This is a genomic window from Brachybacterium massiliense (assembly GCF_900184245.1).
GTDB lineage: Bacteria > Actinomycetota > Actinomycetes > Actinomycetales > Dermabacteraceae > Brachybacterium > Brachybacterium massiliense.
In genome coordinates, this window is record NZ_FXXB01000008.1 from 714,170 (window position 1) to 730,967 (window position 16,798).

General features: G+C 68.3%; 18 protein-coding genes. All 18 read left to right on the forward strand.

Annotation, left to right across the window (positions count from 1 at the left end; translation table 11 throughout):
* Nucleotides 1-14: 14 nt before the first annotated feature.
* Nucleotides 15-1,625: a hypothetical protein gene (locus BN4251_RS13305; protein ID WP_087485545.1), complete on the forward strand. Its 1,611-nt coding sequence runs from the start codon at nt 15-17 to the stop codon at nt 1,623-1,625.
* Nucleotides 1,626-1,665: 40 nt separating this feature from the next.
* Nucleotides 1,666-3,108, forward strand: coding sequence for a phage portal protein (locus BN4251_RS13310; RefSeq protein WP_170931966.1), 1,443 nt, complete (start codon nt 1,666-1,668; stop codon nt 3,106-3,108).
* Nucleotides 3,108-3,845: a VG15 protein gene (locus tag BN4251_RS13315; RefSeq protein WP_087485547.1), complete on the forward strand. Its 738-nt coding sequence runs from the start codon at nt 3,108-3,110 to the stop codon at nt 3,843-3,845. The genes BN4251_RS13310 and BN4251_RS13315 overlap by 1 nt, the downstream gene beginning before the upstream one ends.
* Before the next feature lie 131 nt (nt 3,846-3,976).
* On the forward strand, nt 3,977-4,642 hold the full coding sequence (locus BN4251_RS13320) for a hypothetical protein (protein ID WP_087485548.1): 666 nt from the start codon (nt 3,977-3,979) through the stop codon (nt 4,640-4,642).
* A 16-nt stretch (nt 4,643-4,658) separates the two neighbouring features.
* Nucleotides 4,659-5,024 carry a hypothetical protein gene (locus BN4251_RS13325; protein WP_087485549.1) on the forward strand — a complete coding sequence of 122 codons (366 nt, stop codon included), beginning with the start codon at nt 4,659-4,661 and terminating at the stop codon, nt 5,022-5,024.
* An 18-nt stretch (nt 5,025-5,042) separates the two neighbouring features.
* Nucleotides 5,043-6,038 (forward strand): major capsid protein, encoded by a 996-nt coding sequence (locus tag BN4251_RS13330; protein ID WP_087485550.1) that lies wholly within the window; start codon nt 5,043-5,045, stop codon nt 6,036-6,038.
* Between the two features lie 79 nt (nt 6,039-6,117).
* Nucleotides 6,118-6,528, forward strand: coding sequence for a hypothetical protein (locus tag BN4251_RS13335; RefSeq protein WP_087485551.1), 411 nt, complete (start codon nt 6,118-6,120; stop codon nt 6,526-6,528).
* A complete protein-coding gene (locus tag BN4251_RS13340) occupies nt 6,528-6,872 on the forward strand; it encodes a hypothetical protein (RefSeq protein WP_087485552.1) in 345 nt (114 codons plus the stop codon). Before BN4251_RS13335 ends, BN4251_RS13340 begins: the two co-directional genes overlap by 1 nt.
* Nucleotides 6,856-7,170, forward strand: a complete 315-nt coding sequence (locus BN4251_RS13345) for a hypothetical protein (RefSeq protein WP_087485553.1) — start codon at nt 6,856-6,858, stop codon at nt 7,168-7,170. The genes BN4251_RS13340 and BN4251_RS13345 overlap by 17 nt, the downstream gene beginning before the upstream one ends.
* Nucleotides 7,170-7,520: a hypothetical protein gene (locus BN4251_RS13350; RefSeq protein WP_087485554.1), complete on the forward strand. Its 351-nt coding sequence runs from the start codon at nt 7,170-7,172 to the stop codon at nt 7,518-7,520. Before BN4251_RS13345 ends, BN4251_RS13350 begins: the two co-directional genes overlap by 1 nt.
* A 70-nt stretch (nt 7,521-7,590) precedes the next feature.
* Nucleotides 7,591-8,253, forward strand: coding sequence for a hypothetical protein (locus tag BN4251_RS13355; RefSeq protein ID WP_087485555.1), 663 nt, complete (start codon nt 7,591-7,593; stop codon nt 8,251-8,253).
* Nucleotides 8,254-8,296: 43 nt separating this feature from the next.
* Nucleotides 8,297-8,545, forward strand: a complete 249-nt coding sequence (locus tag BN4251_RS13360; protein ID WP_087485556.1) for a hypothetical protein — start codon at nt 8,297-8,299, stop codon at nt 8,543-8,545.
* On the forward strand, nt 8,542-8,946 hold the full coding sequence (locus tag BN4251_RS13365; protein ID WP_087485557.1) for a hypothetical protein: 405 nt from the start codon (nt 8,542-8,544) through the stop codon (nt 8,944-8,946). Before BN4251_RS13360 ends, BN4251_RS13365 begins: the two co-directional genes overlap by 4 nt.
* A gap of 155 nt (nt 8,947-9,101) precedes the next feature.
* On the forward strand, nt 9,102-9,446 hold the full coding sequence (locus tag BN4251_RS13370) for a hypothetical protein (protein ID WP_140398441.1): 345 nt from the start codon (nt 9,102-9,104) through the stop codon (nt 9,444-9,446).
* A 43-nt stretch (nt 9,447-9,489) separates the two neighbouring features.
* A complete protein-coding gene (locus BN4251_RS13375; RefSeq protein ID WP_140398442.1) occupies nt 9,490-13,824 on the forward strand; it encodes a phage tail protein in 4,335 nt (1,444 codons plus the stop codon).
* A 168-nt stretch (nt 13,825-13,992) separates the two neighbouring features.
* Nucleotides 13,993-14,697, forward strand: coding sequence for a hypothetical protein (locus tag BN4251_RS13380; RefSeq protein WP_140398443.1), 705 nt, complete (start codon nt 13,993-13,995; stop codon nt 14,695-14,697).
* A gap of 13 nt (nt 14,698-14,710) precedes the next feature.
* A complete protein-coding gene (locus BN4251_RS13385; RefSeq protein WP_140398444.1) occupies nt 14,711-15,718 on the forward strand; it encodes a hypothetical protein in 1,008 nt (335 codons plus the stop codon).
* A complete protein-coding gene (locus tag BN4251_RS13390) occupies nt 15,715-16,797 on the forward strand; it encodes a hypothetical protein (RefSeq protein WP_140398445.1) in 1,083 nt (360 codons plus the stop codon). The genes BN4251_RS13385 and BN4251_RS13390 overlap by 4 nt, the downstream gene beginning before the upstream one ends.
* The last annotated feature ends 1 nt before the right edge of the window (nt 16,798 follow it).

The following is a 16,798-nucleotide window of genomic DNA, read 5'->3' on the forward strand; positions in this document are numbered from 1 at the left end:
GGGGGTGACCGTTCGTGTCGGCCCCCACCATCGATGAGAGCCGGATCGGCGCTCAGCGCCCCCGGATCTACCGCACGCCGACGCACACCTACTCCTCCGGCCCGGACGCTGTCGACTTCATGCGCCTCACGGGCACAGAGCCTGACGACTGGCAGGAATGGGCGCTTGAGCAGACGCTCGCAGAGCGCGACGACGGCAGGTTCGTGCCGCTCGAGGTCGGCTTGGTCGTCCCCCGCCAGTCCGGGAAGAACTACCTGCTCGAGGCGCGCGTCCTCGCCGGCATCTTCCTCTTCGGTGAGAAGGAGATCATCCACTCGGCTCAGGCGATCCGGACGGCTCGCAAGTCGCACCGTTCGCTGGCGCAGCTGATCCGCCGCACCCCGTCGCTGTTCCGTCGCGTGCTCGGCTACAAGGGCCAGGCACCGAATGCGGACATCAAGGGGATCAAGTCCTCGGGCATCGAGATGTCGATCGAGTTCGACAACGGTGCGAAGGTCGAGTTCGTCACGCGGACGAAGGACTCGGTCCGTGGCTTCACCGGTGACCTCGTGATCATCGACGAGGCCTATGCCGTCGACTCCGAGGAAGTCGCTGCGATGCTGCCGACGATGGCTGCACGCACTGCTGAGGGCTCCCCGCAGGTCTGGTACGTGTCCTCGGCTGCCCGGGCGCACTCGGACTTCCTCCGGGCGCTCCGCGAGCGTGCGCAGGCGCCGGAGGGCCGCGAGCGGCTGCTCTGCTACCTCGAGTGGTCAGCCCCATCGGACATCGAGACCGATTCGACGAAGCTTGAGTTTCCGACCGAGGAGCTCGTCGAGGCGCTGTACCAGGCGAACCCTGGTCTCGGCCGCCGAATCACCCTCGAGTACATCCTCGAGGTCGAGTGGGGCGCCATGACCGACACCGACTTCCGCTGCGAGCGGCTGGGGATCCCCGTGCCGATCGGCTCGGACGACTTCATCCCCTCGACCGCCTGGACTCGCTGCCGTGACGACGAGCTGATCGCCGCCGTCGAGGACGCGGGCGAGGTGGAGCAGGGGCTCAGGGACGTGCGGCTCGCGATCGACGTCGCCCCGGACCGGTCCCGGGCCGCGATCGGCCTCGCCGGTATCCGCGGCGATGGTCGAGTCCACCTCGAGGTGGTGGACCAGGGCGACGGTGTCGACTGGGTGCCGCGCGCGCTCGCCGATCTGTGGGCCGCGAACAACGAGTTCCCGGTGCTGGTGCAGATGGGCTCGTCTGCGGAGGAGCTGATCCCCGACGTTCGCAAGGCTGGTGTCCCGGCCCGGCCGGTGGTGCTCCGTGAGTACGCCGCCGCGTGCGGACGGATGCTCGATGGGATCAAGGACACGCAGGTCGCGCATGTCGAGCAGGAGAGCCTCGACGGTGCGGTCCGCGCTGCTCGGCCCTCCTACAAGGGCGACACGCGCTTCATCTGGAAGCGGGCGCACGCGCTCGCCGATATCACTCCGCTCGTCACCGTGACGCTCGCGGCGAATCAGGCGCTGAAGTCTCTTCAGCGTGACGTCAACGTTCCGCCCTCCGAGGAGATGCAGGAACGCTCCCGGACTCGTGGCGGCCGCATTGTGGCGCGCCGGCGGACTGTTCAACGCTCGACTCGGTGAGGGGAGGTAGATGGTGTCGCGACTCCTGAACGAAGACGAGATGAGAATCCTGGCGCGCCTGCGGGCACAGATCCGGGGCCAGAAGCAGCGGAACACGCTGAGAGACCGGTACGACGACGGCGAGCATGTGCTGGACAAGATGCCGGTGTCGATCCCGGACTCGATGAAGGACCTGCGCGTCCCGATCGGGTGGCCGGACAAGGCCTGCACCGCGCGGGCGTCGCGGATGAAGCCGTCGATGTATTCCAACCGCGTGAAGACCACGCTGCTGGACGACGTCGAGGAGATCTTCACCGCGAACCAGTGGCAGCAGATCGAACGGCAGGCGATCCGGTCGGGGATCCGCCATGGCGTCTCGTTCGTGTTCACCTCCCGGGGGAAGCCGGAGCTCGGTGAGCCCGAGGAGCTGATGACCGTCGCCGACGCACACAACGCGACGGCGATCCTCGATGGCCGGACTCGGCGGACTACCGCGGCGCTCGAGCTTGTGAACGAGCCGACCCCGCCGGGCGGGTTCCCGCTGGATCGGCAGATCCTCTACCTGCCGGGCCGGACCCTCGTGCTGGAGAACGGGGCTGACCGCCGCCTCCGTGTCGAGCACGAGGTGGAGACGGGCACGCAGCGGGTGCTGTGCACCCCGTACGTGCACGACGCGACCCTGCAGCGCCCCTTCGGTCGCTCGGCCATCAGCCGCGAGCTGATGGGGCTGACGGACCTGGGCGTGCGCACGATGATGCGTTTCGAATCGACGTCGGAGTTCTACTCGGCGCCGCGCGTGTGGATGAAGTCCGCGATCGCGGAGCTGTTCGAGTCCGCTTCCGGTGACGACGACGGGATCCGCGCTGGCTGGGAGCCGATCATCGGCGCGATCATGGGGCTGCCCGAGGTGTTCGACGAGGAGACTGGCGAGGTCATCCGGCCCGAGCTGCATCAGCTGCCGCAGGTGACGATGCAGCCTCTGACGGATGGTTTCCGCATGATCGCCGCGCAGGTGTCCGGGGAGACGTCGGTGCCGCTGTCGTACCTCGGCGTGGTGCAGGACTCGAACCCGACGAGCGCGGAGGCGATCAAGGCTTCCGAGCTCGACCTCGTGAACCTCGCGATCTACCTGCAGGACTCGTTCGACATCGGCCGGCGCTCGCTGGCGTTGGACGTGCTCACGGTCCGCCACGGCGGGCTGGATGAGTCGATGGTGAAGGATCTGTCGACGCTGAAGCCTCGCTGGGATGATCCGCGCACGAAGTCGGTGCTCGAGCAGTCGCAGATGGTGGTTCAGCAGGTCGAGGCTGGGAACTTCCAGCCCGGTGCGGAGTCCACGCTGCGGCAGCTGCCGATCAGCGAGGAGGACGTGCAGACCTTCGCGCAGGAGGCCCGCACCGCGCGCGGCTCGTCCCGCGTGATGGAGCTGCTGAACCGCGCAGCAGCAGCGGACTCCGAGGAGCAGTCCGAGGGCCTGCTGGGCGCCGGTGAGGTGGTGGCCTGATGGTCACCCAGGCTCAGCTCGGCGAGTACAAGCGCGGCCAGCAGCAGATCGACCGTCTGGTGAAGCGGGATGTGCGGCAGCTGTGGGATGCGCTCGGCGCGATCGAGCCGGACCGGAAGCGGGACCTACTCGTGGACATGGTGCCGGGGCTGGTCAACAGCTATGGCCCGATCGCGGCGACGCTCGCGGCGGAGTTCTTCGCCGACACGGTGCTGCTCGAGCCGACGGTCCCGGTGATCGACTCGACCGAGGCGGTCCAGAAGTCCACGCGCGCCGTGATCGGCGGTCTGTGGACGGGCCAGGAGGCGAAGGCACGTGAGCGGCTGGTCGAGTCGATCGTCAGGCACACGCGTCAGCACGGGCGCACCACGATCCGTGAGTCGGTCGGCCGCACCGGTGGCCGCGTGCGCTACGCCAGGATCTTGTCGTACGGGTCGAAGAAGGGTCCTTGCGCCTGGTGCCGGATGCTCGCCTCGCGCGGCGCCGTGTACTGGTCCGAGATCACCGCCGGCGGCCTGGACGACTGGCACGATTCGGACAACTGCGACGCCGTCGCGGTGCGCTCGCCGGAGGACTTCCCCGCCGGGGTGCCCGGGTATGACGACATCGTCGTGCACCCGGAGACGAAGGCGTGGATGCCTCGCGAGATGTTCGACGAGTACTCCTCGGTGCACGAGTACCTCGACACCGACAAGCAGGTCGCCGCGAAGATGCGCGAGAAGTACGGCTACACCTGACCCCCTGATTTTCACCGTCCCCTCGGCCCTGCTGGCAGCCAGCCCGCAGGGTTCTTCGTCGCGAACGGCAGCGCGACGAGCTCGAGGGTGCGGGCCCTGTCCTGCCGGCCCACTCCCATGGAGGCAATCTCATGTCCACCACGACCATCCCCTCGCATCTGAAGGGTCTCCCGCACGGCATCGACATCACCGCTCCCGGTGGCATCGATGCGCTGATCGGCTTCCACCGGCGCACCTTCGGTGACGCCCAGATGAACACGAACGCCGGCGCCGGTGACTCCGGTGGCGGCGACGGTGATCAGGGCAAGCAGAAGTCGCAGCCCCGCACCTTCACTCAGGACGAGCTGAACGCATTCCTCGCTGAAGAGCGTCGCAAGGCCGAGCAGAAGTACGCGGGCTACGACGAGCTGAAGGCCAAGGCCGACAAGCTCGACCAGGCCGAGCAGGAGAACCAGACCGAGCTGCAGAAGGCGATCGCTCGGGCTGAGAAGGCCGAGAAGGCAGTCGAGACCGAGCGCGCCGGCCGCGAGGCCGCTGAGCGGAAGTCTCTGGCGGCCACGGTCGCTGCGGAGAAGGGCGTTCCCTCCTCCCACATCTCCGGCACCACTCGCGAGGAGCTCGAGAAGTCGGCCGATCTGCTGATCGCCTGGCGCACCGGCAACGAGCAGCAGCAGGAGCCGCAGCAGGTTGGCGGCTACGTCCCGCACTCGGGCACCGGCAAGCAGGGCGCAGCCCCGGCAACGATGCTCTCGGGTCGTGAACGGGCCGAGGCCAAGCACGCCAAGAACAAGAACTGATCCAAGGAGGATCGCCATGGGCTACAGCCCGAAGACCACCCGCACCTGGGGTGGTGAGGACTACCGCGTGTTCGGGTCCCGCCACGCCATCAACAACGCGAAGTCGTACCTGCTGAACGCCGCGGCGTTCCCGGCCGGCGACTTCCCCGACGGCATCGTGCCGCTCGGCCAGACCGTCGCGCTCGTCAACGACAAGCTCGTCCCCTTCGACGCCGCCGGCACCGATGGGGCCGAGGTGTTCCTGGGCGTGCTCGCCGCGACCCGCGACGTCTCCGACGGCGACGAGATCGCCCCGGTCGTCTGGCACGGCCTGATCCACACCGCGTACCTGCCCACCACCTCCACCGTCCCCGCTGACGGTGGCCAGATCACTTTCGCGTGAGAGAGGAGGACCTGAATCATGGCGATCCTCGCTGACCAGTTCCCCCCGGTCGACACCACCGGATACGGCCGCGCCGTCGTTGAGACGGTCGACACCACCATCCTCCAGTCGATCTTCCCGAACCGCACCCAGACCTCGAACGTCGCTTCCTGGACCGAGAAGGACCGGATCCGCAACGAGGCGCAGTACCGCGCCTGGGGCGCGGAGACAGAGTTCGGCCAGCTCGCCGGCGGCCGCGAGAAGACCCAGAAGCTCGCTGCCCTGGGGCTGAAGCTGCCCTTCACCGAGGACGACTCGCTCGCCGTCGCCAACGGGCTCGCCAACGAGCAGGACATCGTGGACGGCCTCGCCGACCAGGTGTCCGAGTCGGTGGTGAACACGCTGCAGCGCCAGCGCGCCGGCGCGCTCGAGAACGCCGCGTACCTCGCGGAGGGCGAGAAGTTCTCCGTGCCCATCGAGTTCGTGCGCGACCCCGCACTCGACGCGGCCCCGTCCACGCTGTTCGACGCCACCGGCGCCGACCCCGTGGAGTTCATCGCAGCGCGTGCCGCCGCGATCCGCAAGGCGGGCGGGCGCCGCCCGACCATCATGCTCGGCTCCGGCCGGATCCAGGCCGCCCTGGCCCGGTCCGCCGCGATGATCTCGTACGCCGGCGCGGGCAAGGTCTCGCTCATCGGTAACGACGTGGTCGACGAGGTGCTGCGCTCCTTCGGGCTCCCGCGCTTCGTCGCCTTCGACGAGGAGGGCGCCAACGGCACCCCGCTGCTGTCCGACCACAAGCTGTACTTCGCCAGCGACGACGGCTCCGTCGGGCACACCGCCTGGGGCCCCTCCACCGCCGCTCTGAACTCGAAGTACGGCATCGCCCGCCCCGACGCGCCCGGCCTGTTCGTCGGCGTGTACGAGGAGGAGGACGCGGACACCAAGTACGTCCGCTCCGACGCGACCGCCCTGGTCGTCCTCCGCAACCCGGACGCCACCGCGGCGCCCGCCGTCCTCGCCCCGGCGGCCTGACCGCCCTGCCCCTGAGCACGGCGGGCGCCCCGTGGAAAGCCCCGGAGCGCTCGCCGTGCCTGCCAGGAAGGAGTAGCCGATGGCCGAGGACCCCACTCTCCTCACGACCAACGATGTGAAGGGTCGATGGCTCTCCTCGATGGGGCCCTTCCCAGCCACCGACGAAGAGCTCACCGAGCACGTCGAAGACGCCGAGGGCCTGATCCTCGACGAGTTCCCCGACATCCCCGACCGGATCGCCAAGGGCACCCTGAAGAAGAAGACCGTCGTCCGCGTCGGTGCTCGCATGGTGCTGCGCCTGCTGAACAACCCCACCGGCGCCCGCACCGAGCAGGAGTCCGCAGGCGAGTTCTCGCAGTCCCGCACCGTCACGGGAGACGTCCTCGGCGAGGTCTACCTCTCCGACCGCGACCGCGCCGAGCTCACCGACCGCAGCCCCGCCACACGCACGACCCCGAAGGCGTTCACCCTCATGCCCAGGGGCGTCTGATGCGACCGATCACTGCCCGGTTCAAGGACTCCTGGAAGGTCGACGTCACCGTCACCGACGGCGCCCGAGACCAATGGGGCGACCCCATCCAGCCCGGCGGCCCCGTCACCATCGAGGACTGCCTGTTCTCCCCCACCTCCTCCACCGAGGGACAGAACCTGTCCCAGGTCCCCGACGACCGCGCCAAGCTCCTCGCCCCGCCCGGCCACGTCATCCCGACCACCGCCACCATCTCCGTCCCCGGCTACGGCGACTACGCCGTCGACGGCACCCCCAACAGGTGGCCGCTCGGCACCAGCGTCCAGCTCACCAGGAAGGGCAGGAAACATGGCACAGCAGCGTGAAGGCTTCACCGCCGACCCTGACGGCATCCGAGAGCTCATGACCTCCCCCATGGCCGCCAGGGCCTCCCTGAACGCCGCCCACACCGTGCAGCGCGTCGCCGAAGCCATCGCCCCCCGCAACTCCGGCACCTATGCACGATCGTTCCGCTCCAGCAACCAGCGCACCCCCACCCTCACCGCCCGCGGCGGCATGGAGGTCCGCGCCGGCGCGATCGTCGAGAACACAGCCCCCCACGCCGCCGCCGTCGAGGCGCGCAGCAACGTCCTCACCCGAGCCGCGAAGGGGGTCCGCTACTGATGGACACCGCCCGCATCACCGCCGCGCTCCTGGCGGGCGCCGGCATCACGGCGGTCACCTACATCGACACCTACGACGACCTCCCCTTCATCCACATCACCCAGACCCGCACCGAACGCAACGACCTGTTCGGACTCGACACCCTCACCCTCACCGGCTACGCACCCGGACGCACAGCAGCCCTCGACATCATCGAGGCCGCGCTCGCGCTCGCCGATGGGCGTCCGGTGTTCGATGCGGAGCATGGGCTGATCGATCGGCTGTCGCGGTTCTCCGCGCCGGTGCCGTCGTCATTCACCGATCAGCTGGTGACCGCTTCTGCTGAGGTCACCGCCGAGTACCGGCTCTGAAGAGTCGACCACCTTCCTGAGCCCTCGCCGCCGTGGTGGGGGCTTTCTCGATGCCTGCAAGGAGGCACCCATGGCCACGTTCGAGGAGCTGCGCGCGCAGTCCGACAACACCAACAACGTCCGCAAGACTCTCGGCGCGCTGATCTTCCTGGCGCCGCTGACCGCGGATCTGATCACCACGCTCACCGACGAGGACGGCTCGATCAAGCCGCTGCCCGACGAGTTCTTCTCGCTGGGCCTGTTCTCCCGTGACGCGATCAGCTTCGCGAGGGAGTCGGACACGGAGGCGACCGAGGCGCTGGGGTACATGTCCCCAGTGCGTGAGGACATCTCCTCGATCTCCCGCACGATCACCGCGACCGCCTACGAGGTGGACAAGCGCCGCATCCGCGAGATCGCCGACGGCACCGACCTGTCGGACGTCGTCGCGGTCAACGGCGAGATCGCCTACGACGAGCCCGAGGTGCCGGTCAACCGTCGCTGGCGGCTGCTCGCGATCGGCCGGGACATCAACAAGCGCACCGGTGAGGACATCCTGCGCGCGAACTTCTACCCGCAGGTCGAGCTGAACTCGATGCCCGGCGAGGAGTGGGGCACCGACGCGCTGTCCCAGGAGCTCGCGTTCACGAACTACCTCGACCAGGACGCCGGGTACGCCCGTCGTCGCTTCCTGGCCGGTCCCGGTCTCGATCCCGTCGCGCTGGGCTTCGGCACCGCCCCGACCGTTCCGTGACCCTCTGCTGGACCTGACCCCCACATTCGAAGGAGAAGCCATCATGGCTGAAAAGAAGAACAAGCCCGTCACCCTGGTGAAGGGCACCCGCAAGGTGACCACCTCGCTGCCGCGCGAGATCGTCCAGTACAAGGCCGCCGGCTGGCGCGAGGAGAAGGCGTCGAAGCCCGCCGAGGCTCCCGAGGCCGACTCGCCCCAGGACGTCGACGAGCCGAAGTCGAGCGAGGATCCGGGCGCCAGCGCGAACCCGCGCTCGACTGCACAGGCTGCGAAGGGTGGGGCGAAGAAGTGACCGATTCCCCGGTGACCGAGCCCGTGGACGACGTCGAGGACGAGCTGCTCACCCTCGAGCAGCTGGAGGCGGAGGTCGCCCCGACGGGCAAGCCGTTCCGCTTCCGCGTCGACGCAGACCGGGTGCTGGAGCTGAAGTCTCCGCTCCACATGGGTGCTGCAGCGTTCGAGCGTGTCATGAGCGCGATGAACTCCTCGCAGGCGCTCGGCGAGATGGGCGAGGTGGCCGCGGTCGTGCAGCTGCTGCCCGCCATGATCGGCGAGGACAACTACCAGGTCCTCCTCGATGCGGACATCTCTCTCATGGCGCTGGTACGCCTACAGGAGAAGGTCGAGGCGTACTACTCGGAGGAGCTCGCCTCCATCGGGGTGGATGACCCAAAAGGCTCCACCTCGCGCTGAGCCTCGTCTCGAGGTTCCGTAGTCAGGTCCGTGCCGACCTCGCGCAGGTGTACCCCGGCACGGACCTGGCTGCCCTCGTCGCTGCTCACCGCTGGTCGACGCTGGCAGACCTGATCCACGAGCTACCGAAAGCGTCCCGCACATGGGAAGCGGTCATGAACGACCCGGACCTCGCACGCCAGATAGTCGAGGCCCAGAACCGGGACGCCCGCTTGGATCCCGATAACGACTCGGATGACGACTTCCGCGACGACTCCCCGGGGTGGGCGCCGCAGTACCGGGACTACGACCTGCACGCGAAACAGCTCGGCGACCTGATCAACACGGTCGCGGCCCTGAACCAGACGGTCCGCGCGCTCGTGGGAGCGAAGGCCCGCGCCGTGGACCCCTACCCGGTTCCTCGCACGGCGCTGCCCGATGCCGAGGTGGACCAGGCGCGCGCCGATGGCGACGCGATTCTCAACATGCTCGGCATGAGGGACGAAGTCCACAGCGACTGACCTCTCATGACCGGCCACCTGCTCATAGGAAGGGGTGGTCGGTGTGGCTTCGATCATCGTCGGTGCCGTTGGTGTGCTCGTGCGCCCGATCGCGAAGGGCATCAACAAGTCGGTCGAGAACTCCTTCTCCGGTGCGCCGGCCGTGGCGGAGAAGGTCGGCCGCTCGATGGGCCGCTCGATGAACCGTGCGTTCTCGGCGTCGAAGCCCGTCGATGTGGAGCGCGCTACGAAGTCGCTGCAGAGGGCGCAGGAGGCTCTGGCGGGTCACACTGAGCGGTCGGCGCTCCGGCAGCGCAAGGCACAGGAAGACGTGGCGAAGGCCCGCCAGAACGTCGCAGACGTGGCCACGACGTCGTCGGAGAAGGTGCAGAAGGCTCAGGCCGGCCTGGAGTCGGCTGAGGCCGATCTGGCGCGCGTGGTGGAGCAGTCTGCCCGGGACCAGGAGGCGGCGAAGCGGAAGGTTGAGCAGGCTGAGGCGGAGCTCGGCCGGACGGTGGAGCAGTCTGCCCGGGACCAGGAGGCGGCGAAGCGTCGTGTCGATGCCGCGCAGCGCGACTACAACGAGACCGTCGCCGAGTACGGCGCGGAGTCAGCGCAGGCCCAGGCGGCTGCTGACCGGCTGGCTGACGCCGAGGACAAGCTCGCCAAGGCCGTCTCGGACGGGGCGTCCCGGCAGGAGCGCGCGAAGGAACGCGTGACCGACGCGCAGGAGCGTCTGGCTCGGGTCACCGAGGAAGGTGCTCTGAAGCAGGAGCGGGCGCAGCGCAAGGTCACCGACGCGCAGGAGGCGTACTCCCGCGCCGTTGAGGAGTCTGGCAAGGACTCCGACGCAGCTCGCAGGGCTGCGGACGATCTGGCGATCGCCGAGGAGAACCTGAAGACCGCGGCCATGGAAGCCGCGCAGGGCCACCAGACTCTCGAGGCTGAGGTGGCCGAGGCGAAGCGTGCCCTGGATGAGGCGGAGCGCTCCTCGCGCGGGCTGTCCCGGGCGTGGCAGGGCGCGAAGGACTTCGGCGCCGACTACAAGGGCATGGGCAACCGCCTGAATGCGGCGATCGGCCCGAAGGTCTGGCGGGGCATCAAGCTCGGCGTGCTGGGAGTCGCCGGCACGATCACGGGCGTCCTCGGAACAGCACTCGTGAAGGGGTGGGGGAGGCTCACCTCGCTCGAGAACGCGGAATCGACTCTCCGTGGCCTGGGACACACGGGCGAGAACGTCCAGTCGATCATGGACAACGCCCTCGCCGCGGTGAAGGGCACCGCCTTCGGCATGGACGAGGCTGCAGGTACTGCTGCAGTGCTGGTCGGCGCGGGCGTGAAGCCTGGCGAGGGACTCGAGAAGACACTCCGGCTGATCGGTGACGCCGCCACCATTGGTGGGTCGTCGCTTGACGAGATGGGGTCGATCTTCGGGAAGGTCGCTGCCCGCGGCAGTCTCAACGGCGAGGTGATGCAACAGCTGCTGGATCGGAATATCGGTCTTCTGCCTCAGCTGGCTGAGCACTACGGGGTGACCAACGAAGCGGCTCAGAAGATGGTCTCCGACGGCAAGGTCTCCTTCGAGGACTTCTCCGAGGTCATGGAGAAGACCCTTGGCGGCGCAGCGCTCGAGGCCGGCAACACCACCCAGGGCGCCTTCAAGAACATGGGCGCTTCCATGGGCCGCTTCGGAGCCGCACTGCTGAAGGACATCTTCCCCCTTGTCGCACCGCTCTTCGGCAAGGTCACCGAACTGTTCGACTACCTGACGGACGCTGCTGGTCCGGCGATCGAGTCTGTCGTGGAGCGGCTGAAGCCCTTCGCCGAGAGCATGAAGAACGTCTTCGATCTCCTGGTCACGGGGGACTTCAAGGGCGGCATCTTCAGCCTCGAGGAGGACTCCCCCTTCATCGGGTTCCTGTTCACGGTCAGGGAGGTGGCGATCGAGCTCTGGGAGAAGGCGCTCAAGCCCCTCGGCACCTGGATCGGGCAGAACTGGCCGGTGATCGCCGCGGCGGTCGGTGGGCTCATCGCCTACCTCGGCGGCTCCATGCTCATCGCGGCGATCGGCTCGATCGGGTCGGCGCTGGGAGCTGTCCTCGGCTCCGCTACGGTCATCGGCGGCGCGATCGCGACGGTGGTCGGTGCGCTGGTGGGGTTCTTCACCCAGACCGAGACCGGCCAGGAGCTGCTGGGCCGCTTCGTGTCCTTCGTCCGGGACACCCTGCGGCCCGGCGTCGTGGGCGCCTTCGAGGCGATCCGCGACTTCGTGGTCGATGAGCTGTGGCCGATGCTGAAGTCGCGTTTCGAGGCGATCCGTGACCTCGCGTTGCAGGTGTGGGATGGCGTGATCCGTCCCGCGTTCGAGCAGTTCACGGGCTACCTCCGCGACACCTTCTTCCCGATCGTGCAGCGTCTGTGGACGGAGTACGTCCAGCCCGTGTTCCTCGCCATCGGAGCCGCCGCTGTGTGGCTCTGGGAGAACGCGGTGAAGCCCGCGATGTCGGCGCTGGATCACTTCATCGGGAACGTCCTGGGCCCGGTCATCATCTGGCTCTGGGAGAACGTCGTCTCGCCGGCGTTCTCGGCGATCGGCGAGATTATCGACTTCGCCTGGAACAAGGTCATCTTCCCGGCGCTGGATGCGCTGAAGTACTTCCTGTTCGAAGTGCTTCCGCCCGCATTCCAGTGGCTGTGGGACACGGCGAAGACCGTCTGGGACGGCATCAAGACGACGATCCACGCGGTCGTTGACTGGTTCCAGACCTGGGTGTGGCCAGTGATCGAGCTCGTGATCGAGCTGATCAAGCTCGGGTTCCGCACGATGCGCGACGTGCTCAGGACGGTGTGGTTCGCCGTAAGGGACAACGTGATCCGGCCCGTCGTGAACTGGTTCCGGGACACGGCCTGGCCCATGATCAGCCGGGTCATCGACTCGATCAAGACCGGCTTCGACGTGATGAAGTCGGCGATCGACACGGCCTGGTCCTTCGTGAAGGACCGCGTAATCAACCCGGTCGCGACCTGGTTCCGAGACACCATAAAGCCGCTGTTCGACACCACGACCACTGGTGTCGGCGACGCCTTCACCTCGATGAAGGACTCGGTGAAGAAGGCGTGGGACGCCATCAAGTCCACCGCGAAGGCGCCGATCAAGTTCGTCGTCCAGACGGTGCTGAATGATGCGCTGATCGGGAACTTCAACAAGGTCGCGAAGAAGCTCGGCACCTCGCAGCTGCCGACGGTGTCTCTACCTGCCGGCTTCGCTCGAGGTGGGATCCTGCCCGGTTCGTCGTCATGGCGAGACGGGGACGATCAGATCGTCGCTGCCCGCCGCGGTGAAGGCTGGATGGTCTCGGAAGGGCTGCGGGATCCGCTCTCGCGGTCCCTCTTCCTCGCCGCGAACAGTGCCGCGCGCACCAACGGCACGTCGTTCGCCGACTTCCTGCGCGGCCACGTCACCGGCGGCTTCGCTGGCGGCGGCATCGTCGACTGGGTGAAGGACACGGGATCGAAGGCCTGGAAGGGCACCAAGAAGGCCGCGGGCACGGCGAAGGATCTTGCCGGCCACGCGCTCGACAAGGTGCTCGATGGCGTCGACTTCGTGGCCGAAGCGCTGAGGGACCCCGCGGGCATCTTCAAGAAGGTCTACGACGCCGTGATCGGGAAGATCCCCGCAGCGGGTCTCGTGACCGACGTCGCGAAGGCCTCGGGCAAGCGGGTGTTGGACGGCGCGATCGCCAAGGTGAAGGAGATGATCGCCCCGTCGATCGAGATGCCCGACCTGTCGGGCATCAAGGCGGGCGGCTCTCTCGCGATGGCACGGTCTATCGCGCGCTCGTTCGGTCTCACCATGACGTCGTTCCGGCGTGGTGGTGCTCGCACGGCCGGGTCGGGATCGGTGTCGTTGCACGCTCTCGGGCGCGCGATGGACTTCTCGAACTCGTCCGGGCCGACACCTCAGATGATGGGGTTCTTCAACGCCATGCACGCCTTCCGGCCGACCGAGCTGCTGTACTCGCCTGCGGGTGCTCGGCAGTGGCGGCGCGGCGGGTACATGGCGGACACCTCGGGCGCGACCAAGCGCATGCACTACAACCACGTGCATGTCGGCTTCAACCGGGGCGGCATCGTAGATCAGCGTCCGACGCTGTTTGACCAGGGCGGGATTCTCCCTCCTGGCCTGACTGGGGTGCTGAACGCGACGAAGAAGCCCGAGGCTGTGCTCACCAATGAGCAGCTGCAGCAGTTGCGCACCCTCACCTCTCGGGATCCGGCTAGCGGAGACACCTTCGTCGTCAACGCCCAGAACGATCGCGCACAGGAGCTCGTCAGCGAGCTGATGTGGGCGCAGAAGACACGGCGCCGCCGTGGCCGCTACGCCCATGCGGGGAGGTGACCGATGCTCGTCTCGCTGCACGATGTGACCGTCGGCGAGCCCGGTCACGACCTCGTCCTCACGGGGTTCGATCTGGAACTCGGAAGTGTCCGCACCGGTGACGCGTCCTTGCCCGTTGGGCATGGGTCGCGTCCCGGCGCGGACTTCCTCGAAGCAGGGACGATCACGATGACGCTCAGGTCGTCCTACGGGATCCATGACCGGGCCGCCGCGGACCGCGTCACGTCCGCATTCACGCGTGCGTGGCGGGCGAGCCTGGCAGCCCCTCCCGGTGTGATGACGCCGTTGCTCGTCCGCCCCGGGGACTCGGCTCGAGTGGCCTACGGCCGCGCCGGCCGGATCAGCCCACCGGCCACCGACTCCATGCTCAAGCGCCAGGGACTCGTCGAGATCGTTGCGGAGTTCCGGGTGCTGGATCCGTTCGTGTACGACACCATCCCGACCGGGGCGACGATCTCGGTCGTGCCCCGGTCCCTCGGGGGGATCATCGCCCCGATCGTCACCCCGGTGACGACCACGATGACCTCGGGGGTGGAGTACCGGATGCTCACCGTCGGCGGGGATGCCCCGGCGCCGCTGCGCGTGGTCTTCCACGGCCCGGCCCGCGACCCGAAGGTCACGGTTGGCGGGGTCGAGGTCGGGGTCGTCGGCGAGGTCGCCTACGACGAGAACGTGATCGTCGATGGCCGCACCAGGTCCGTGCACCTCGATGACGCCGCGCAGACCCCCGCGGGGCACCGCCTCTCCCGCGGCTCGCGCCTGGATCTGCTCCGTGTGGAGCCGGGCACGCACGAGGTCGCTTTCACTGCCACGGACCGCACCGGCACCGCCCGGGCCACGGTCGAGGCGACACCCGCTTACTACCACCTCTGAGGAGGCCCATCTGATGGCAATGGAACGCGTCCCCTACCTCGTAGGTGGGGGTTTCGAGCACTCCGCTGAGGTGATGCGCGCGGCGCTCGCCGCGGCGACGTCGGGTGCGGAGGGTCTGGTGAACGCCGGGGACTTCAAGGTCACGCCGACCGCGGTGCCGGGCACGAACGTCGCGGTCGCGCCCGGCAACGCGCTGATCCGCAACTCTTACGGCGGTGGTGGCGCGCAAACGTACGCGGTGCGTGCGCCGTCGCAGACGCAGCTGCCGATTCAGGCGACCGGCTCGGCCGGCGCCCGCACGGACCTGGTCGTGGCCCGGGTCGATGACCCGACTTACGGTGGTGGGGCGTTCGACCCCGCCACGTTCGAGGCGGCGAAGCTCGAGGTGATCCGGGGCGTGCCGGCGAACACCCGCACGGCGGCGCAGCTGGGCCTGTCCTACCCCGCGATCGCTCTTGCTCGAATCACGCTGCCGGCGTCGACGGGCACGGTCACGGCCGGGATGATCACGGACCTGCGCGCCCTGGCGCAGCCACGGAAGGAACGCCACCTGTACGTACATCCGATGACGCAGGCGGACGGGATCGTGCGGATCGTGAACCGACGGGACATCGGTGACTGGTGGCCGAACCCGGACACCATCACGGGCTGGCGCATCGATGTGCCCGAGTGGGCGCAGCGCGTGCGGATCATCGGCCAGGCCGGTGGTGTGCTGATCCGCCGCGGCTCCGCGAACGCGTGGGGCCGGGTGTGGGCGCGGATCGGGTCGCAGTACGACGGGACCGGGATCGACACGCAGGAGACGTCGTGGGACCTCGCGTCCGGCACGGTCGGCAATGCTCGTGAGTCGTGGATGACCGGCGCGGATCGTGCTGTACCGGCTGGTCTGCGGGGTGCGACGAATCAGATGCTCTCCATGCGAGGCCGCGTCATCTCCTCTGACAATGACGACTCCCTCCCCGTCCTCGACTCCCTGTCGGTGGTGTCGCTGGATGTCGAGTTCTACGAGACGGCCGTATGAGTGCCCGGGTGCTGCTGCAGGAGCTGCCCTCGGGCCGGGTGCTGGACTGGGCGGTGCCGCTGTCGGGTGCGGAGGCGACGCGAGCCCTCTCGGGGCCGGGCGGCCTGGACGGTGCCCTGCCCGAGGGGTACGGCTTCCCCGTCCGGGAGTGGGGTAGCGCGCTGTGGGTCGAGGATTCCGGCACCTTCCACGGTGGCGGGATCGTCACCACCGTCGAGCATGCTGATCGGCAGATCCGTGTCGGCTGCACCGGCATCACGGGGTATGCGGCGGGGATGCCGTGGCTCGCCCCGCGGGAGGACCTGATCGACGTTGATCCCCTCGACATCGTCCGCAAGATCTGGACCCACCTCCAGGCCGAGCCCGGCGGGAACCTCCACCTCACGGTCGACCCTCTCACGACCCCGGTCAGGGTGGGTGAGGAGGAGCGCGAGGTCGAGTTCACCACCAGCACCGGTGACGACGTCAGCTTCGAGACGGGCCCGTTCCGGCTGAATCCGGTTGATGCGCAGGACCTCGCGAAGACGATCGACGACCTCGCCGCCTCTACCCCGTTCGACTACCTCGAGCACACGGCCTGGGATGGGGAGCAGATCGTGCACCGCCTCCAGCTCGGCCATCCCGCGATCGGGACGAGGCATGCGCAGATGCGGTTCCACACCACCGAGAACCTCGCCGTCCTCCCGACGCTCGGGTTCGATGAGGATGCGTACGCCTCCGAGGTACTGATGATCGGCGCCGGGGAGGGTCGCGCAGCGATCACCGCGCACGTCCCCGATGCCCCGACCAGGTTGCGCCGCGTCGCGGTCCTGGCGGACAAGTCCCTCCGCTCCAAGGCGGCCGCAACACGGCGTGCACGCGAGGAGCTGACCGCCCGCACCGCCGACGGGGAAGTCACCGACCTGACCGTCTGGGACTCCCCTCACGCCCGCATCGACGAGCTCGGACCGGGCGACACCATCCACATCGCCGGCCCACTTCTGACCGGTGCGGTGCTGGACCACTGGGTGCGGATCGTCGAGATCACCCGCCCCGTCGAAGACCCGGCCACCGCGATACTCGCGGTCATCCCCGCATAGG